Raw genomic sequence first — 19,561 nt, 5'->3', positions numbered from 1 at the left:
GGGAATATCAGGCCCAGGGGCTGCGCATCAGGTCGCAGTCTTCCAGATCCGCCGGCCCGGTATAGCGCCGCGCGCCTGCATGCCACAGATCGGGGGCGTCAGCGATCTGGTCATAGTAACCGTCAAACTGTTCCGGGTTGTGAAAATGCTGCCCCCGTGCCTTTTCCTGACGGGACTTCGCAATGATCTCTGGCAGGAACTTACTGTGCAGCAACACCCCCGAGGCCGTCTTCCCCCCCGGCCCATCGTAGATGTCATTCAGCGCGGGCGGCAGGAGGGAGTGGGTCGAATTCACATAGACATAGCGCCGATGCCAGTGGATCAGCGGTATCTTGTTCAACGTCGGTGACTGGCTGGGACGATCGGCAAAGAAAACCCGTTCGCGGGCACCACCCTGCACCCAGAGATTGTTCATCGGCCACTGGCGCACCACCCGATAGGGGGCGGGGTCAAACCAATCCAGCACCTGCGCCGGGTCTTGGCCGGGGGCATAGAACTGCGCGCCCAATGGGCCCTTCGGGAACATATCCAGCATCAGCGTGCCGAACCCTTTGCGCGCTTTACGCTCAAGTTGATCGGTCAACGCGGGCAGTTTCCGCGTCTCCATCTGGTCATAGACCAGCAGCTCGTCCGCATCGACGGTCAGACACCAGCGCCCGTGCCCATGCCGCCACAGTAGCCAGTTCAGCCAATCCAGCCCGAACCGCGACGCGCGATAGCTGGCAGAGGTTTGCCACAGGGTCACATCGGGCTGTGCCGCCAGCATTTCGGTACTGCCATCGTCACTGCCATTGTCGATCATCAGAAAATGCGCAACGCCAAGATCGCGGTAGTGATCCAGAAAATATGGAAGCCGCGCGGCCTCGTTGCGCAGCACGACAAAGGCGAGCACGCCGTCGCGCGGAATGGCGGGCCGCCTTGGCGCTTTCAACTGATGCCGCGACCGCAATGCACGCCACAGCAGCCGCCGCCGTTTCAACCGCATCCGATAGGCCCCCCATAGCCGGGCCCCTCGCGACGCGGGAACAGCGGCGCTGTTGGTCATGCGCTATAGTGGCCGGTCTGGTGCCATCTCCACGCGTCGGTGATCATCTGCTGTAGGGTCGACCGTGTGGGCCGCCAGCCCAGCTCTGTCTCGGCGCGGACCGAGCCCGAGACCAGTTTGGTGCAATCGCCCGGTCGCCGGTCGCCTTCGGTCATGGGGACGGCGCGGTTGGTGACCTCGCGGCTGTGTTCCACAACCTCGCGCACGGAAAACCCGGTGCCGGTGCCCAGATTGAACACGCGGCTGCCCTTATCCTCTCGCAGCCAGTTCAGCCCCAGAACATGGGCATCGACCAGATCGCAGACATGCACATAGTCACGAATGCAGGTGCCATCGGGCGTATCGTAATCGGTGCCAAAGATCGTCAGCGCATCCCGTTTGCCGTCGATGGCGTCCAGCATCAGCGGGATCAAATGTGTCTCGGGCTGGTGGAATTCGCCGACCTCCCCTTCGGGGTCGGCACCGGCCACGTTGAAATAGCGGAAGATCACGCTTTGCAGACCATAAGCCGCCTCGAAATCGCGCAGGATATCTTCGATCGCGCGTTTGGAGGCCCCGTAGGCATTGATCGGGTGCTGCGCGCTATTTTCATCCAGCACGACATTGTCCTGATCGCCATAGGTCGCACAGGTGGACGAAAAGACGAAGTGTTTGCAGCCTGCGGCGACCGTCGCCTCGATCAGGTTCAGCGACCCTTCGACGTTGTTGCGCCAATAGGTGCCGGGCTGTTTCATACTATCGCCCACTTGGCTAAGCGCGGCAAAATGCATGACGGCGACCGGCTGGTATTGTTCAAACGCGGCGTCAATCTCGGCGCGGTTCAGCAGGTCACCCTGCACGAACGGGCCGAATTTTACTGCGTCACGCCAGCCGGTGACCAGATTATCGAAGGTGACGGGGGTATGCCCTGCAGCGGCCAGCGCCTTGCACGCGTGCGACCCGATATAGCCCGCACCGCCGGTGACCAAGATATTCGCCATACGCCCGTCCCTATCGTCCTGCGCTTATTGCGCCGCGGTTTCACCCTGCATGATGTCTTGTAGATACGCACGCAGATCATCGCGCAGCTCTTCACGCGCCAGCCCAAAGGAGACCGTCGCCTGCAGGAAACCGGATTTGGAACCGCAGTCGAAACGCTGGCCCTTGAAGCGGTAGCCATAGACATCGTTGCCTTGGGTCAGCTCTGCTGCGATGGCGTCGGTCAATTGGATTTCCCCGCCCGAGCCGGACTTCAGTTGGTTCAGGTTCTTCAGCACGTTGGGCGACAGGATATAGCGGCCGATTACGGCAAGGTTAGACGGCGCGTCTTCAGCTTTGGGCTTTTCGACCATGCCCTTCACCTTGACGAGCTCGCCATCGGTTTGACCCTCGTCGATGTCCAGCATCCCGTAGGAAGAGGATTTTTCAGGGTTCACTTCCATCGCCGCAACCATGTTGCCGCCGGTCTCGTTATAGGCTTCGATCATCTGCTGCAGGCAGGGTTTGTCGGCAGCGATCACGTCATCGGGCAGCATCACAGCAAAGGGTTCGTTGCCGATCAGACGACGGGCGCACCATACCGCATGGCCCAGACCAAGCGCTTTGTGCTGGCGGATATAGGCGATGGCACCGCTGTCCATATTGGTGCTTTTCAGAATCTCCATCAGCTCTGTCTTGCCCTTGGAGCGTAGTTCCTGTTCCAGCACGGGAGAGTGGTCAAAGTAATCTTCCAGCGCGCCCTTGCCGCGGGAGGTGACAAAGATGAATTCCTTGATGCCCGCCGCGCGGGCCTCGTCGATGGCGTATTGCACCAGCGGGCGATCGACCAAGGTCATGATTTCTTTGGGGACAGATTTCGTCGCGGGCAAAAACCGCGTTCCCAAACCAGCCACCGGAAAAATCGCTTTTGTTACTTTCTTAGCCATGTGAAATCGTCGCCTTTATACATTTACGTGCGGATAACCGAGTTAGCGCTCATTGAATTGCAAACCACCATGCTGCCAGCCCTAAATATGGGCAGCGCCTAAAATATGGCGGCTTCTTGCTGATTTTGCGGTCAAAAGCTCCTTTATGCCGCAGCTTGCACATCTTTGCGCCTTATCCGCCGTTTTCGTTAAATTAATCAAAGCGTCGGATCGCTGTGGCTTTATTCATTACAGGTTGCACGCCCCACCGCAATATTGGCGATGGCGGTGGGGCGGTGCGATTACGCCAACCCCATCTCGGCCATCATCGCTTCGATCTTTGGCACATCTTCGGGGTTGTTCAGCTCCCAGAACTGGCGGCCCTTGGCCTCGACCTCGACGCAGAGCACCTTGTGGCTGTTTTCCATGAAGCGCAGCTGCTCCAACCCTTCAAGCTGTTCAAGCGGACCGACCTTCCATGACGGATAGGCCGCCAGCGCGTCGGGGCGATAGGCATAGACGCCCACGTGGTGAAACACCGGCGTGGCATCGGCGTCCTCATAGGTTTTCGACGTGAACGGCACGACCTCCTTTGAAAAATACATCGCCGCATGATCCGCTGCGAAAACGGCGGTGGTGCCCCCCACCCGACCCGCTTTGCGGTCGGCCAGCAGCCCGTTCAACGCCGCACCATCGCAGCGCAATACCGGCGTCGCGATCCCCGCATTAGGGTCGCCCTGCAGACCCTGCACAAGGCTTTCGACAAACCAATGTGGTGTCAGCGGCGCGTCGCCTTGCAGGTTCACCACGATGTCGTAGCCACCGCCCAGAACCGCATGGGCTTCGGCGCAACGCTCTGTCCCGTTGGCACAGTCGACCGAGGTCATCACCACCTCGGCCCCGAAGGCTTCGGCGGCGTCCTTGATGCGATCATCATCGGTGGCCACAACGACCTTGTCGACGCCCTGAACCTCGCAGGCAGCACGCCAGCTGCGTTCGATCAGGCTGCGTGCCGTACCGCTCGCCCCTGTCAACAGCGCCAGCGGTTTCGCCGGATAGCGGGTGGAGGCATAGCGGGCGGGAATGACAATAAGGACCGACATCAGGAGGCTTTCAGTTCAACGCCCGGTGCATGGGCGATAAAGAAGGGGTTGGCGAAATCGGCTTTGCCGTAGGTCAACGGGGTCAGGTCGTCAAAGCGCACAACGGCCCCACCAGCGCCGGTCAGAACCGCGTGGCCTGCAGCCGTGTCCCATTCCATCGTGCGCCCGACGCGTGGGTACAGATCCGCCTCGCCCGTGGCGATCAGGCAGAACTTCAGCGACGAGCCCGCGCTTTTCATGTCGCGCACATTGTATTTCGCGATGTAGTCATCGGTCGCCTGATCGCGGTGCGACTTGGACGCGACGACCATCAGCGCGGCATTATCCGGCGTAGAGACTGATATCGGCTGCACAGGGCCCATGCTGTCTTTTGGGAAATCGCCGGTTTCCTCGACCGCGCTGCCATCGGCCAGCGTGAAGAACATGCGCGAACGGGCGGGGGCATAGACCACACCGCGTGTCGGCACGCCGCCTTCGACCAGCGCGATGTTCACGGTGAAATCGCCCCGACGGTTGATGAACTCTTTCGTGCCGTCCAGCGGGTCCACGATCAGGAATGTATCGCCCGACGCCGAATGGGTGGCCGACTGCTCTTCCGTGACAAGCATCACATCAGGGAACGCCGCGCGCAGCCCGTCCGAGATGATCTTGTCCGCCGCTTCGTCGGCAATGGTCACGGGGCTTTCGTCGGATTTGGTTTTGACCTCGAAATCATCCGCGCCGTAAATCTCCATGATCTTGTCGCCTGCTTCGATCGACAAACGGCGCATCACCGTTACCAGTTGCTCATAATCCATAATGTCGCGGCCTTTTCAGTTTCGTTGATTACTTTGCGCAAACCCCTTATGATTGCGCCTTGACGGAACAGCAAGAATTCCGTGCGAGGGTACGTCACAAAGAGGCTTTACGATGTTTCAACCAAGGCGCACCAACACGGGCAATTTCCGCTCGGCCGTTAACTTTTTCGAACTCATCTACCACTCCGTCGTGCGCTCTGTGCGCAAGCAGCACAACAATGCCTTTGCCGCCATCGGGATCAACATCCTGCAAGCGGTGATCTTTGTTGGCGTGTTCTATGTCATGTTCTCGGTTCTGGGGATGCGCGGGGCGGCCATTCGGGGTGATTTCGTGATCTACATCATGACCGGCATCTTTTTGTTCATGGTGCACACCAAAACGGTTGCCGCCGTCGCCGCTGCCGAGGGACCGGCGAGCGCGATGATGAAACACGCGCCGATGACCACGATGATCGCACTGGCTGCGGCGGCCTTGGGCGCGCTGTATATTCAGATGCTATCGCTGATCCTGATCATGTCGGTCTATCACCTCGCCTTCAATCCGGTGGTGATCTACGACCCGTCGGGCGTGATGTTCATGCTGATGATCGCGTGGTTTACGGGCGTGGCCGTGGGGATGGTGCTGCTGGCCATCAAACCCTGGGCACCGGCCTTTACACAGATATTCACGACGATTTACCAGCGGGCGAATATGATCGCTTCGGGCAAGATGTTTCTGGCCAATTCGCTGCCGTCCTTCATGCTGGCCATGTTTGACTGGAACCCCTTGTTCCACGTCATCGACCAGGCGCGCGGATATGCGTTTATCAACTACAACCCGCGCTACAGTAACTGGGAATATGCGGTTTGGGTCGGTGTGGTCCTGATGGTGATCGGGCTGATGGGTGAATTCTACACCCGTAAACATGCCTCCGCGAGCTGGAGCGCGCGACGCTAGGCTCAGGTCACGACCCGCAGCGTGATGTTGATCCGCCCGCCTTTGGGCAACAGCGTCGAAGACCCCGCACGAATGCGATCGATCCCGTGATAGTTCAGCCGGGCCTCGCCACCCATGACAACGACATCGCCCGATTGCAGCCACAGGCTGTCGGTCTTGCCGCCGCGCTTTTGACCGCCGACGCGCAACATCCCTTCGTCGCCAAGCGAGATGGACACGACCGGCCAGCGGAAATCCGTCTCGTTCTTGTCCTGATGCAGGCCCATTTTCGCGTCTGACGCGTAATAGTTGATGAGGCAGGATTCCGGCTGCCGTTCCAACCCCGTCAGGTCATTCCAGATCGCCAACACCTCGGGCGGGATCGCAGGCCACGGGGTGCCGTTGGGGTGGGTTGGCGCATAGCGATAGCCCTGCGTATCGGACAGCCAGCCGTAGTCCCCCGCGGATGTCATACGCACCGACATCTGCTGCCCGCTTGGCATGACGGGGCGGAAGAACGGCACCTGTTTGACCACCCCGCGCACGGCATCCAGCAGCCCGCGCTGCGCCGACAACGTAAGGTAAGATTTGTGAATTTCGAAGCCGCGTAACCGCAATATCGTCATCTAAACGCCCTTCTTTCCTGCTTTCGCGAAAAATCCACGCAGAATCCGCCTCTCCTTTCTCATGCAACGGTTGCAGGGTCCATATCTGCTCCTTATATACGCCGAGAACCGCTAAAGGCATCCGGCCTTTGGTGAAAAAGATCGGGGCAAAGGTGCCACAACGGGCCTGCGCTTCGTGTCATCGCCTTGAGTAAAAGAGGGATCAAACATGGCCAAAGTTATTGGTATCGACCTAGGAACGACAAACAGCTGTATCGCCATCATGGACGGCAGCCAGCCTCGCGTTATCGAAAACGCCGAAGGCGCGCGCACCACGCCCTCCATCGTTGCGTTCACAGACGACGAACGTCTGGTTGGGCAGCCTGCCAAACGGCAAGCGGTTACCAACCCCGACAACACAATTTTCGGCGTGAAACGCCTGATCGGCCGTCGCAATGACGACGCGGATCTAGCCAAGGACAAAAAGAACCTGCCCTTCACCGTCATGGACGGTGGGAATGGTGACGCATGGGTACAAGCCAAGGGCGAGAAATACTCCCCCTCGCAAATCTCTGCGTTCATCCTTGGCAAAATGAAGGAAACAGCGGAATCCTATCTGGGCGAAGAAGTCACCCAGGCCGTGATCACTGTTCCTGCCTACTTTAACGACGCTCAGCGTCAGGCGACCAAAGACGCGGGCAAGATTGCCGGTCTGGAAGTGCTGCGGATCATCAACGAACCGACAGCGGCGGCCTTGGCGTATGGTCTGGACAAGAAAGACACGCAAACCATCGCGGTCTATGACCTTGGCGGCGGTACGTTCGACGTGACCATCCTTGAAATCGACGATGGCCTGTTCGAAGTGAAATCCACCAACGGTGACACGTTCCTGGGTGGTGAAGACTTCGACATGCGCATCGTGAACTACCTTGCGGATGAATTCAAAAAGACCAACGGCGTCGACCTGACGCAAGACAAGATGGCGCTTCAGCGTCTGAAAGAAGCGGCAGAGAAGGCCAAGATCGAACTGTCCAGCGCAAGCCAGACAGAGATCAACCAGCCGTTCATCTCGATGGGCAAAGATGGCTCGCCACTGCACATGGTGATGAAGCTGACCCGCTCCAAGCTGGAGCAATTGGTTGGTGACCTGATCAAAGCGTCGATGAAGCCCTGCGCAGCCGCGTTGAAAGATGCCGGTGTATCCGCATCCGAGATCGACGAAGTCGTTCTGGTCGGCGGTATGACCCGTATGCCGCGCGTCATCGAGGAAGTGACCAAGTTCTTCGGCAAAGAGCCACATAAGGGTGTGAACCCTGACGAGGTTGTTGCCTTGGGTGCGGCCATTCAGGCCGGTGTTCTGCAAGGCGACGTCAAAGACGTTGTTCTGCTGGACGTGACACCGCTGAGCCTTGGTATCGAAACGCTGGGTGGCGTGTTCACCCGTCTGATCGACCGCAACACCACGATCCCGACGAAGAAGTCGCAGGTCTTCTCGACCGCCGAGGATAACCAAAGCGCCGTGACCATCCGCGTCTTCCAAGGGGAGCGTGAAATGGCTGCGGACAACAAGATCCTTGGCGCGTTCAACCTGGAAAGCATCCCACCCGCACCCCGCGGCATGCCCCAGATCGAAGTGACCTTTGACATCGACGCAAACGGTATCGTTGCCGTAGGCGCGCTGGATAAAGGCACAGGCAAAGAGCAGAAGATCACGATCCAAGCATCCGGCGGTCTGTCCGATGCGGATATCGAAAAGATGGTGAAAGACGCCGAAGAAAATGCCGACGCCGACAAAGAGCGCCGCGCATTGATCGAGGCGAAAAACCAGGCGGAATCGCTGATCCACTCGACCGAGAAGTCGCTGGAAGAGCATTCTGACAAGGTTGACCCGACCACCGTCGAAGCGATCGAACTGGCCATTGCTGCACTGAACGACGAACTGGCGACCGACAATGTTGATAAGATCAACAACGGTATCCAGAACGTTACCGAAGCGGCGATGAAACTGGGCGAAGCCATCTACAAGGCGGCTCAGGACGAAAACGAAGACGTTGCCCCGGCTGCGGATGCACCCGAAGGTGACGACGATATCGTCGATGCCGATTTCGAAGATCTGGACGATAACAAGCGCGCGTAAGCACGCCCACGGAACCACTGAAGGGGCCGGTCCGCTTGCCGGGCCGGCCCGTCACGTTCCAGCGTAGGAGCTAATTCATGGCCAAACGTGATTACTACGAGACGCTCGGCGTCGCTAAAGGTGCCTCTGCCGACGAGATCAAAAAGGGCTACCGCACCAAAGCCAAGGAATTGCACCCCGATCGCAATGCCGACAACCCCAATGCCGAAGCCCAGTTCAAAGAAGCGAACGAAGCTTACGAAGTCCTGAAAGACCCCGAAAAGAAAGCTGCCTATGACCGGTATGGTCATGCGGCCTTTGAAGGGGGTATGGGCGGTGGCGGTGGCCATCGTGGCGGCGGCTTTGGCGGCGGCGGTCAGGGCGACTTCTCTTCGGCGTTCTCTGACGTGTTTGACGACCTGTTCGGCGACTTCATGGGGGGACAGCGGGGCGGCGGCGGACGCCGTGCCGCACGCGGTGCCGATCTGCGCTATAACCTCGGGATTACGCTCGAAGATGCGTATCGGGGCATGCAGAAGTCGATCAACGTGCCCACCTCTGTGGCCTGCGATTCCTGTAACGGTTCCGGGTCAGAAGGCGGCGCAGAGCCGACCACCTGCCCCACCTGTTCCGGTATGGGCAAGGTCCGTGCTCAGCAGGGCTTTTTCACGGTCGAACGCACCTGTCCGACCTGTTCGGGCATGGGCCAGATCGTCAAGAACCCCTGTAAATCCTGCCGCGGAGCCGGGCGTGTTGAAAAAGACCGTGCGCTGTCGGTGAACATCCCTGCGGGCGTTGAAACCGGCACACGTATCCGCCTGGCCGGCGAAGGCGAAGCAGGCATGCGCGGCGGGCCGTCGGGTGATCTGTACATCTTTATCGAGGTGCAGGACCATAAGCTGTTCGAACGCGACGGGCCAAACCTGTTCTGCCGCGTTCCCGTTTCGATGAGCACCGCCGCCCTTGGGGGCAGCATCGAGGTGCCAACGATCGACGGTGGTCGTGGCCGCGTGCAAATCCCGGCGGGCAGCCAGTCCGGTCGCCAGATGCGTCTGCGCGGCAAGGGTATGCCCCCGCTGCGTGGGGGTGGTACGGGCGATATGATCATCGAACTGGCGGTCGAGACGCCGGTGAACCTGACCAGCCGCCAAAAGGAATTGTTGCAGGAGTTCGAAAAGGAATCCTCCAACAACAATCCTGAAAGCAGCAGCTTCTTTTCGTCGGTGAAATCCTTCTGGGATTCGATGAAAGGGTAACACCTGAGCATACAAAACATCGGGCGGGGCGCAGGCTCCGCCCTTTTTGTTTCTGCCCCTGCCCGCGTTAACGGGATGATAACCTCTTTGGCCGCAAGCTGGGCCAATGGGACGCAACAACGCTCACTTTTCTGACCCGCGCCTGCCCTTTCTGGGGGACGAAGCGGTGCCCGCACCGGTAGCATCGGGCAAACAGCCGTCCTATATCGCGGATCACCGACAACGTTTGCGCGCACGCTTTATGCAGGGCGGTGCCGCAGCGATCCCGGACTATGAACTGCTTGAACTAGTGCTCTTCCGCGCCATCCCGCGCCGTGATGTCAAACCGCTGGCGCGTGCGCTGATGGACAGGTTCGGCGACTTCAACCGCGTGATCACCGCGCCGGAGCCTCGGCTTAGGGATATCTCGGGCGTGGGCGACGCGGTGATTGTCGAGCTTAAGGTGATTGAAGCCGCAGCCCACCGTATGGCGCGCTCCAGGGTGATGCGGCAGCATGTGCTCTCAGGGTGGGACGCTCTGCTTGATTATTGCCACACCACGATGGCGCACCGCGAAACCGAGCAGTTCCGCGTCATTTATCTGGACCGCAAGAACGTCGTCATCGGCGATGAGGAACAGGGCAAGGGCACTGTCGATCACGTCCCCGTCTACCCGCGAGAGGTCGCCAAACGCGCGCTTGAGCTGAACGCCAGCGCGCTTATTCTGGTGCATAACCACCCCTCGGGCGACCCTACCCCATCCCAAGCCGACATCGACATGACGCAGCAGATTTTCGCGGCCTGCAGCGCCCTGGGGCTGACCCTGCATGACCATCTGATCATCGGCAAATCACGCGAGCTTAGTTTTCGCAGCGAAGGGTACCTATAAGCGCAACTGATCTGTTCGAATTTGCGCAGTTTACCGGATCACCCCTCGGCACTAGCTTTGGCCTATGTCCAATACGCCGCCCCCCGACCCGCTTTCCCTGATGCAGCGCGATGGCCTGCCCGATCCGCTGCGTGCGTTGATCAAAGCCTTCCCCCGCGACGGTTGGGAGGAGAACCCGAATTACTCCCGCCTGATCGCGTTCTGGTTGGATCGTCATATGATGTTCCGCCGGCTGCTGGACCAGATGGAGGGGGACGCGCAACTGGCGATGGACCGCGTCGAGCCGACCGAGACCTACAAACGCAAACTGTCGCGTTTCGGCGGGATGTTGATCAACGAGCTGCACGGTCACCACCATATCGAGGATGCCCAGTATTTTCCGGTGATGGCACAGCTTGACCAAGGTGCGGCGCAAGGGTTCGAGATTTTGGATCGCGACCACCACAGTCTTGATGGTATTTTGAACGATCTGGCCGAGACGGCGAATGCCGTTCTGCGCCATGCGGGGGACGCGGCAGGTTTCCTTGACAGTACCGCGGCCATGAAACAGCGTCTGGATGCGTTCAAACCCATGCTGAACCGCCATCTGATCGACGAGGAAGAACTGGTCGTGCCGGTGCTGCTGAAATACGCCCCGCCCCAGTTTCGCTAGGGCTTAGCGCACCCAGACCTCTACCCGCCGGTTGGCCTGACGCCCCCATGCGGTATCATCACAGGCCATTGGCATCGCCTCGCCAAAGGCATCCAGATCCAGCGTCACACGTTCCAGATTGGCGGTCACCGCCGCGGTGATCACCGCTTGCCGCACGGCTTCTGCCCGACGCAGCGCGATGTCACGGTTGGCGAAAGACGCGCCCTGCCCGTCACTGAACCCCACGAACAACAAACGGCGCGCGTCGTACTGCCCCACCTCGAGCGCGCGGGCGAGTTGCTGCACGTTTGACCGCGATTGTGCATCCAGACGCACCGATCCCGCCTCGAACCGGAAAGAGGTCGACAGCCGCGCCATGGGCTTCAACGCCGCATTCATCCGCTGTAGTTCCTCAAGCGTGATTTCGGGGCCCGCGACAGCAATCGCGTTTGTAAATCGGTTGCCCTGATCCTCGACGGGAATCTCTTCGGGCGTCTGATCCACAAACCCCGCGCGCCGGATCACGATCTGCGCCGCAGGGCTGCGGGTAAAGGCCAGAAACTCACGCGCCACCTGCGGCAGACGGCGGGCCGGAAAGTACAGAAACATCGGCGCGGTCAGCGGGTAATCTTCGGTCTTGATGGTGCGGCGCGAGGCATCGAGCGCAAAGCCACAGCTGCCAGAGAGCGTCAACACATCGGTATCACGCTGTTCGGCATAGCTGGTGATGCCAAGCGCGAAACTGTCGTTTGCCACCGCTTCCGCCAGATCGGCGGGGCGGGCATGGCGGGTGATATTTTCGGTGAACTTCAGCGTCGCGGGCCGCATCACCTGATCACTGATCGCTTGCGCCAGCCCACTGCTGGTGTCGGGCAGATGCAGATCAATGGGTGCGTCCGGCCCGCCAAGCGCCTGCCAGTTGGTCACCTTACCCGCAAAGGCCCGCGCCAGCATCAACGGAGAGATCTGCTTGACCGGGTTCGAGGCCGACACCACCGGCACGACAGCATCAAGCGACAGCACGCGACTGCGGTTCAGCCCCGTCATATCCCCCAACCCCGCCTCGCGCGCGCGGACCCGCTCTTCAGGGCGCATTTCGCGCAGGGACATCACGATATCCGCCTCATCTGCCAGAAGATCGGCAAAGCCTTCGTCGCTGTTGCTTGCCCGAAACATGAACAGTGCAACGGTTTGTTCGCTCTTTTCGTCGATCAAACGGTAGGTAAAGCGGTGTTCGTCTTCATCCTCGCGCACAGCGGTATAACCGTTGCGCTGCGCAAAGCCGTCGATCAAGGCAGGCATCAACACTTCGCCCATCGTAGCCGAACCCGAAAGCTGTAGCTCGGCAACGAAAGGGTCCAGATTGGGGCAACCCGGCCCTTCGCATTGAACGCCGGTGCTGTCGACCGTCAGCTCGCCATATTCGGTTTCGACGCGGTAGAACTCACCATCAAAGCCCAGCAAGGTGCCGCTTAGTTCAATCTTGCCATCACGGGAGGAAAGCGCGACATCCTGCGCCCATGCGGACAGCGTCGCCGAACATAAGAAAAGTGCGGCGAGAACCGCCGCACGTATAATCGTGATCATAAGACCCCAAGCGTTGCGTTAGTGTCCCGCAACCTTCATGTCTTGGAGCAGATTATTCAACACAAGAAAGCTGCCGACCGCATCACAATCCGGCACTGCGACGCTTAGGTCGCGCGTTCTGAGCGTGGCATCGCCAAGCAGTTCGATCGATTGCGCCTCTATCTCTTGGCCGCAGTTCGCCTGGATCACTTCGGCTTCCACGGTCAGCGCAACGCGGGCGTCGGCGTTTTCCATCGCAGCGGGGAATGTGTACACCTCGGCCACCAGTGGCTCTGCCGCGCTGAGGTCGCCGTTCACGGTCATAAATCCGCCTTCCCCCGTGATCGCGGAGGCAACGCTGCGCGGCTTGCCAGCCCAGACATGGCCCGAACCATCGTAGTCGGACCCGAATTCGCGGGCGTGCATCTGGAAACCCGTGTCACCCTTCCATTGCAGAACCACGCGGTCAAATTCGGCCAGATCATCAATCTTCGCATCCGCAACCGCGCCTTCGCCGTTTCCGAAAGCAATGACAAATGTCGCATCCTGCGCAAGCGCCGGAACGGTAATGTCCAGCGCGCCGGTGTCAGATGTCGTTTGGGTAAAGATCATGCCGCTGTGATGCACTGTGATCCGTTCGTTTGGCATGCAGGGTGCCGCCAGTGTCAGGTTCACCATAGCTGCCGCGACGGGGCGCGCGTTTGCGGTGATATCGCAGGTCTGTGTGGCCGCTGGTTCCGTCGCAATTGGGGCGGAAACTGGGCGAGAGATCGGTTCGTCCGCGCTTGCAGCGGCCAACATGACGGGGGCAGAATCGGGCAGCTCCACCGTGGGCTCCAGCGGGGCTGCATTGAACTCGGCCGAGGTGAGAACGATGTCTTCGACCTCGAGCACGGCGTTCTCGTTGCTTAGCCGGCGCAGCTCTTGCTCTTTCACAGCGGCGTCAGAGCCATAGCGGGCTGTCGCAGCGTCAGAGCTTTGCATCACGTAGCCGATGCCCAAAGCGCAGGCGAGCGTGCCAGCAGCTGTCGCGATCTCTTTCATACGTGCCATCTGAGGGTCCTCACTGGGATAACTTCCCAATGAATATCGCCTAGCAGAGCGGCCCTGTTATGACCCTTGAGGGGAAAGATTTGGGCAGTTTTGAGGCATGCCCAAGCCTTGCTTAACTGTCGTAATAGCCCTTGCCGTAGGCCCCATAGGCACCGTATTCGCCGCCATAGCCATAGCGTTTCATGCCCTTCTCATCGATCTGGCTGAGCACAAGACCGGTGATCCGCTGGTTCGAGTTGTGGAAGAAACGCATGGATTCCTCGACCAGACCCTTGTTCGTGCTGTCCCATTTGACAGAGAACAGGATCGCGTCGGCATTCTGCGAGATGATACGTGCATCCGGCACAACGAGCACAGGCGGCGTGTCGATGATGATGAAGTCATACTGATCGCGCATTTCGGAGATGAAGGATTTGAACCGATCGGAGGAGAAGATATCCGCCGCGTTCACATTGGTCTTTTCGCCGCCCAGAACATCCGCGCCAAAACCGTCAGGCGTATGGATGGCATCGGCGAATTTCACATCGCCGTTCAGGACAGACGCGATGCCGTTGCGCGGCATTTCGGGGAAGTATTCATTCAGCGTGCGGCGGCGGATATCGCCTTCGACCAGCAGGACGGATTTTCCCAGACCGGACAGGAATTTCGCCAGCGACAGCGAGACGGTGGTTTTACCCTCCCCCGGGATGGACGAGGTCGATACGATGACCTGCGGCTTTTTGTCGAGGTTCGACAGCATCAACGAGGTGCGCAGGTTGCGGATCGCTTCGGCGGCGGCAGACGTCGGCTTGTCCGACAGATACTTGAGCGTGTCCTTGCGGTGACGCGTTGGGATCAGCGGGATCTGCCCGATCACGGTATAGCCGGTGTGTTGCTCAAGCTCGTTCGCGGTGCGGAACGTGCGGGTTCTGAATTCGCGCAGCAGCACGAGCCCCGAGCCGACCATCGCCCCGAGGATCATCGCCAGCGCAATGATCTGCGATTTCTTCGGCGCGCTTGGTGAATTTGGCACGACCGAGCTGGACAGCATGCGGCTGTCGGCCTTCTGAATGCCTTCTTGGGCAGAGGTCTCTTTGAGGCGGGTCAGGAAATATTCATACAGCAGACGCGTTGCTTCGGATTCACGGGTCAGCTGTTGCAACTCGATCAGGTCTTGCCCTTGCGAGGCCAGCTGCGCCGCAAGCTCTTCTTCCGAGTTGCGCAGCGCCTCAAGTTGTTGCGTGCTGCGCACAAGATCGGCCCGAACCCGTGTCATCACCGTATCAAATCGCAGGTCAAATGCCGTCTGGTTCGTTTCCGACGACAGCCCGTTGCTAAAGATACGCGTCAGTGCGGCGTCTTGCGCCGCGTCGAGCTTTTCATCGGGCGTTTGCGCGGCCTCTAAGTCAGCAAGGCGTGTTTGAAGCGCCTCGCGGGTCAGGGCGGCACCATCAATGCGGTCACGGAGCTCTTTGATCTGACGCTCAAGCGCTTGCAGGCCCTCGATCGAAACCAGTTGGGTGCGCGCCGTAAATTCGGATACTTTCTTCTCGGCATTCTCAAGCTCGATCTGAAGCTCGGACACACGGTTGCTTAGCCATTCAGTCGCTTTTTCCGTCGCCTCGAATTTCACTTCGATCTGGTTGAGGATGTACAGTTCAACAATCGTATTCGCGATCTGGGCAGATTTAACCGGAGATTCCGTTTCAGCCGTGACGTTGAACACAAGGCTTTGGCGAATATTAGAGACCGAGACCTTGTCCAGCAAAGCCTGCACAACCGCATCGCGGGTTTTGGCTTTCTGAAGTTCGGGGTCCAGCTCTTCTTCGGGTGCCCCCGAGGACAGCATCCCCTTGAGGCCAGAGATCATGCCACCGATCATGGACGGTTCGCGCAGTGCGCCGTTAAACTCTGGGTCATCAATCAGGTTCAGCCGGTCGACAACTTTGCCCGCCAACCCACGGGACCGCAGCACTTCGACCTCTGTATTGACCTCGGTGCTATCGCCCGAAAACCCGCCAACCACGGCCTGCAGGTCCACGATGCTGTCTTCTTTGGTGTCCAGCACCACAACCGCGGTGGACCGATAGGTCGGCACAGCCACGCCATAGGCATAGTACCCCGCCAGCAGCATGAAAATCAGTGTGACAGCAGCGATAATCAGCTTGCCGCGCCACAACGTACCAATCAGCGCGCCAAGATCGATGGTGTCGTCATCTTCGTCCCTGGGCCCGGAAAAGTTCGATTGGCTTTGGTTCATCATATGCATGTGGTCCGTTGATCATGGCCAGAACTGGCTAAAAGTAATGTATCAGGCAAGATGCCCGCGATATCGCAGGTAGCGTCAACGGGCATGAGATGAAGAAGGTCTGCCTGTTATGCGATTGCGCCCAAAGGGTGATGGCGGCCTTGCTAAATCCTTATGAAAAAAATTCAATCAAAAGTCGTATAAAATTTTCCCCTATCGGGAAATCGCGCTGGAATTACGTCACTTTAGTCCATTCTTGGCGATATAGCTGGCCAAATCAAGGATCAGTTGCCCCCGTGCCGCTGCAATGGCAGCCGGTCCCCCCTTGGGGTCGAAAGCCACGGTCAGGTCAAACAACCCCGATCGTTCGCTTCCACCGGTAGATACGGCGACGAAATACTGGCCCGAGGCGCGGAACTGGCCCGTTTCAGCGGCCAGCAATTCGCTGAACCTCAGCTCAAGCCGGGCATCGGGGTAGGCTTCGAATGGCCAAGGCTCGGATGCGATCCGACGGTTGGTGAGGCGCGACAGGTTCTCGCTCAATTCCAGAGCGACGGCCCGTTCGGGCGAATCCGCCCAAAGTTCGTCGGAAGAGCTCACCAACGTACCGTTGGATTTGCGCACGTGGATTTCATCGGCAGCCGCATAGCTGGGCAGCGATACGTCACGCACTTCGACCGAGTTGAAGCGGATGCTCACCTGCTCTGTGACCGGGGGCATGTCCACGGCATAGCGATCTGCGGATCCACAAGCGGCAAGAAAGGCCACGAGACCAAGGCTTGCGATACTTTTTACAACGTTCATATTTTACCGTCCCAGCAACAATGAATTGGGGTTACGTTCAATGGTGCGCGCCAAGGATGCAAGCGCATCGGCTGCTTTTTGGATATCACGCATGGTTTCTTGTGCGGTACGGCTGATCTGATCACCCTTGTTGTACCCTTCAATTGTACGCTCTGCCTGCGTGAACAGGGTCGACAGACGGTTCACGATCTGTGGCAGGTCTTGTGCCGACACCGCGATGTTATCCGCCGCGTTACGCGCTGATGCGAGCGTCCGGTTCACGTTCTCGACCGCGCCGCCTTCGCGCAGTTCCTGCAGCGTATAGTTCAGCTCGTCCAACGCGTTTTTCAGCGATCCGGGCAGCGCCACGGCGTCCGGCGTACCAATCACCTGATCGGCAGAGCGGGTCAGCGCGGTCAACTCGTCCACCAGCTGTTGCAGTTCCAACTCGCTTGCCTTGGCGGCGACGGCCTGCATCTCTTCGACCAGTTCGGGCACGCCCTCGGTCGAGGTGCTGAAGGAGGTGGCGGCTTCCGAGACGGAGTCGACCGCATCCAGCAGACGTTTCGCCATCTGCTCTTCCTCGAGTGTCGCGACCAGCGTCTCGACACGCAGCAGCGTGGCGTTCAGCGATACAGGGATATTCTGCACCGAGTCCGACGATACCAGCCCCGTGACCTCGTTGATCAACGTGCGGACATCGCGCGGGGTCTGTTGCAGCTCGTCACTGCCAACAAAAGCCTGTAGCGAATTCATCAGACCGATGGCGCTGTTCAACAGCTCTTCGATGGGCAGGTTGTTGATGCGGCTAAAGACACCTTCGACGGTGGCAGCCGCGTCTGATGTTTCGTTCTTGGTCGTCGGCATAACAGGGAAGTTTTCGCCCGCGGCCACCAGGCGCCCGCTTGGCGCGTCTTCGACCACCACCAGTTCAACCTTCAAACCACCGGTCAACAGGCTGGCAGAGGCAAGCCGCGCGCGCAGACCGTTCACAACACGGTCCTGCAAGAACGCCAGCGCGCTTTCGGCAGATACATCCCCCGGCAGGCCAAGCCGTGCGGGCTGGATGGCCAGCGTCACGTTCAACCGCACGCGGCTGTCACCAAACTGGTCGTAATCCACGATACCGGCAAGGGAGTCGACCTCGCCGATGTTCAGACCGCTCAGCTCGACAGGGGCGCCGACGGCCAGTCCGGAAACGTTTTCATCAAAGATCACGTTGATCAACAGCGGCTCGACTTCCGAGGCGTTGAAAACCGCGCTGCGAGCGTCTTCCTTGCTTGGGAAAATGTCGAAGACGGTGCCGTCTTGCACGCGGTCGCCGCCGGAAACGAATGTATCAAACGTCACCCCGCCCCCGATAAGCGTCGCAATGGACTGAAAGTCGATCTCGGCACCACCTGGCCCGAGGGAGAGGCTGAAACCAGAGCTGTCCCAGAAGCGTGTGCTGCTGTTGATCAGGTTGCGGTGCTCTTCGTAAATCAGCGCCTCTACGATGGCAAAGTTCCCGCGTGGGGCGATCTCTGCCTTGCCCAAACGGCCCACCTCGATCCCACGATACAGGATCGGGGCATCATCGGTCAGGGTGCCGTTGCCAACGGTGCGGAAGGCGATTTGCAGACCGGATTGCCCGGCGCGGATCAGCGGTGGCGAATCCGACCCGACGAACCGTTCGGCGAAATCGCCCACTTCGTCATTCCAGCTGCCCTCGATATAGACGCCGCTTAGCACCGTCCCCAACCCCGAGATCCCCTGCGCCGAAACCTCGGGCTGGACGATCCAGAAGGACGCGCTTGCGTCGATAAAGGGCGCCACATTCTTGTCCACGCGGATCGACGCGACGACCTTGCCCAGACCGGTGGTAAAGCCGACTTCCTCGACCCGGCCAACGGTCACGTCACGGTAACGCAATTCGGTCTCGCCCGCCTTGATGCCGGCCCCTTTGTCAAATTCGACAAAAATCACCGGACCGCGGGAATTGTAGCTGTTGAACGCAACACCCAAAGCCGCAACCAACGCCAGGATCGGAATGATCCAGACGATCGACGCGCTGCTCAGGAACAGTTTGCGCGCGGATTTAACCTTAACCTCGGGTGGCGTGTCAGACATGTTGATCGGGGTCCCCATCGAAAGCATTCGTGTCCCAGATCAGTCTGGAGTCGAAGGCCTGTGCAGAAAGCATGGTAAAAATGACCGACAAGGCGAAAAACATGCTCGCAGGGCCGGGGTTAATGGTCGCAAGGGTTTTGAGTTGCACCAGCGACGAAAGGATCGCAACCACAAAGATATCGATCATAGACCAGCGGCCGATATACTCTACAATTTCATACATCACATGGCGCGACCGATGTGCCGCCGCATTACGCGTCTTAACGCTGACCGCCAGATAGGCGATTGCCCAGAACTTGGCCAGCGGGATCGCGACCGACGCGAGCAGGATGATAAAGGCAATACCGTAAGAGCCGTGATGCGCCAGTTCGACCGCACCGCCGACGATGGTGCTTTCATCCACCTGAAACAGGGTCCGCGTTTTCAGCATCGGGTACATATTGGCGGGGATATAGCACATCAGCCCCACGACCCAGAACGCCCAGACCCGCTGCATACTGCCAAAGTCACGCGACAGCATCTTGTGGCCGCAGCGTTGGCAGACAGGCGTGCCGATAGGCCACGCACGGGTACACCGTGTGCAGGCCACCAACCCCATGTCGC

The 19,561-nt window shown here is 59.3% G+C and carries 17 protein-coding genes; 5 read left to right on the top strand and 12 right to left on the bottom strand.

Annotation, left to right across the window (positions count from 1 at the left end; translation table 11 throughout):
• Positions 1 to 7: 7 nt before the first annotated feature.
• The 5 genes from B4F27_RS01695 to cysQ all read right to left on the bottom strand — a co-directional run bounded on the left by B4F27_RS01695 (position 8) and on the right by cysQ (position 4,828).
• Complete coding sequence (locus B4F27_RS01695) at positions 8 to 985, bottom strand: glycosyltransferase family 2 protein (RefSeq protein ID WP_286758683.1); 978 nt, start codon at positions 983 to 985, stop codon at positions 8 to 10.
• A 56-nt stretch (positions 986 to 1,041) separates the two neighbouring features.
• On the bottom strand, positions 1,042 to 2,025 hold the full coding sequence (galE, locus tag B4F27_RS01690) for a UDP-glucose 4-epimerase GalE (protein ID WP_009825625.1): 984 nt from the start codon (positions 2,023 to 2,025) through the stop codon (positions 1,042 to 1,044).
• Between the two features lie 24 nt (positions 2,026 to 2,049).
• Positions 2,050 to 2,949: a UTP--glucose-1-phosphate uridylyltransferase GalU gene (galU, locus tag B4F27_RS01685; RefSeq protein WP_005850578.1), complete on the bottom strand. Its 900-nt coding sequence runs from the start codon at positions 2,947 to 2,949 to the stop codon at positions 2,050 to 2,052.
• Positions 2,950 to 3,230: 281 nt separating this feature from the next.
• Positions 3,231 to 4,031, bottom strand: a complete 801-nt coding sequence (locus B4F27_RS01680) for a 3-deoxy-manno-octulosonate cytidylyltransferase (RefSeq protein WP_286758682.1) — start codon at positions 4,029 to 4,031, stop codon at positions 3,231 to 3,233.
• Positions 4,031 to 4,828: a 3'(2'),5'-bisphosphate nucleotidase CysQ gene (gene cysQ / locus B4F27_RS01675; RefSeq protein ID WP_180828456.1), complete on the bottom strand. Its 798-nt coding sequence runs from the start codon at positions 4,826 to 4,828 to the stop codon at positions 4,031 to 4,033. Before cysQ ends, B4F27_RS01680 begins: the two co-directional genes overlap by 1 nt.
• 112 nt (positions 4,829 to 4,940) lie before the next feature.
• Here cysQ and B4F27_RS01670 point away from each other — a divergent pair, with 112 nt between their 5' ends.
• Entirely contained in the window at positions 4,941 to 5,765 is an 825-nt protein-coding gene (locus tag B4F27_RS01670) for an ABC transporter permease (protein ID WP_064217278.1), read from the top strand.
• Positions 5,766 to 5,767: 2 nt separating this feature from the next.
• Here B4F27_RS01670 and B4F27_RS01665 read toward each other — a convergent pair whose 3' ends face one another.
• Positions 5,768 to 6,370: an alpha-ketoglutarate-dependent dioxygenase AlkB family protein gene (locus tag B4F27_RS01665; protein WP_037942528.1), complete on the bottom strand. Its 603-nt coding sequence runs from the start codon at positions 6,368 to 6,370 to the stop codon at positions 5,768 to 5,770.
• Positions 6,371 to 6,578: 208 nt separating this feature from the next.
• On the opposite strand from B4F27_RS01665, the gene dnaK reads away from it, so the two are divergent.
• From dnaK to B4F27_RS01645, 4 genes are all read left to right on the top strand, one after another.
• Entirely contained in the window at positions 6,579 to 8,486 is a 1,908-nt protein-coding gene (gene dnaK / locus B4F27_RS01660) for a molecular chaperone DnaK (RefSeq protein ID WP_005850585.1), read from the top strand.
• 77 nt (positions 8,487 to 8,563) lie between these two features.
• Positions 8,564 to 9,721: a molecular chaperone DnaJ gene (gene dnaJ / locus B4F27_RS01655; RefSeq protein ID WP_005850586.1), complete on the top strand. Its 1,158-nt coding sequence runs from the start codon at positions 8,564 to 8,566 to the stop codon at positions 9,719 to 9,721.
• A gap of 106 nt (positions 9,722 to 9,827) precedes the next feature.
• Positions 9,828 to 10,589 carry a RadC family protein gene (gene radC / locus B4F27_RS01650; RefSeq protein WP_074636569.1) on the top strand — a complete coding sequence of 254 codons (762 nt, stop codon included), beginning with the start codon at positions 9,828 to 9,830 and terminating at the stop codon, positions 10,587 to 10,589.
• Positions 10,590 to 10,653: 64 nt separating this feature from the next.
• Positions 10,654 to 11,241: a hemerythrin domain-containing protein gene (locus B4F27_RS01645; protein ID WP_286758681.1), complete on the top strand. Its 588-nt coding sequence runs from the start codon at positions 10,654 to 10,656 to the stop codon at positions 11,239 to 11,241.
• A gap of 3 nt (positions 11,242 to 11,244) precedes the next feature.
• Here the strand turns inward: B4F27_RS01645 and B4F27_RS01640 are convergent, their stop codons facing one another.
• The 6 genes from B4F27_RS01640 to B4F27_RS01615 form a co-directional block, all read right to left on the bottom strand.
• Positions 11,245 to 12,807: a substrate-binding domain-containing protein gene (locus B4F27_RS01640; protein WP_074636572.1), complete on the bottom strand. Its 1,563-nt coding sequence runs from the start codon at positions 12,805 to 12,807 to the stop codon at positions 11,245 to 11,247.
• 18 nt (positions 12,808 to 12,825) lie between these two features.
• Entirely contained in the window at positions 12,826 to 13,839 is a 1,014-nt protein-coding gene (locus B4F27_RS01635; protein ID WP_074636573.1) for a hypothetical protein, read from the bottom strand.
• Between the two features lie 112 nt (positions 13,840 to 13,951).
• Entirely contained in the window at positions 13,952 to 16,087 is a 2,136-nt protein-coding gene (locus B4F27_RS01630) for a polysaccharide biosynthesis tyrosine autokinase (protein WP_414717682.1), read from the bottom strand.
• A gap of 219 nt (positions 16,088 to 16,306) precedes the next feature.
• Positions 16,307 to 16,870: a PqiC family protein gene (locus B4F27_RS01625; RefSeq protein WP_005850596.1), complete on the bottom strand. Its 564-nt coding sequence runs from the start codon at positions 16,868 to 16,870 to the stop codon at positions 16,307 to 16,309.
• 3 nt (positions 16,871 to 16,873) lie between these two features.
• Positions 16,874 to 18,958, bottom strand: coding sequence for an MlaD family protein (locus B4F27_RS01620; protein ID WP_254655549.1), 2,085 nt, complete (start codon positions 18,956 to 18,958; stop codon positions 16,874 to 16,876).
• The gene (locus B4F27_RS01615) at positions 18,951 to 19,556 is read right to left on the bottom strand and encodes a paraquat-inducible protein A (protein ID WP_009825638.1); all 606 of its coding nucleotides are present in this window, start codon (positions 19,554 to 19,556) and stop codon (positions 18,951 to 18,953) included. The genes B4F27_RS01620 and B4F27_RS01615 overlap by 8 nt, the downstream gene beginning before the upstream one ends.
• Positions 19,557 to 19,561 lie beyond the last annotated feature (5 nt).

The organism is Sulfitobacter sp. UBA1132, from assembly GCF_002311545.1.
Lineage (GTDB): Bacteria > Pseudomonadota > Alphaproteobacteria > Rhodobacterales > Rhodobacteraceae > Sulfitobacter > Sulfitobacter pontiacus.
The sequence above is the reverse complement of the archived record's forward strand: the minus strand, read 5'-3'. Positions and strand labels throughout refer to the sequence as shown.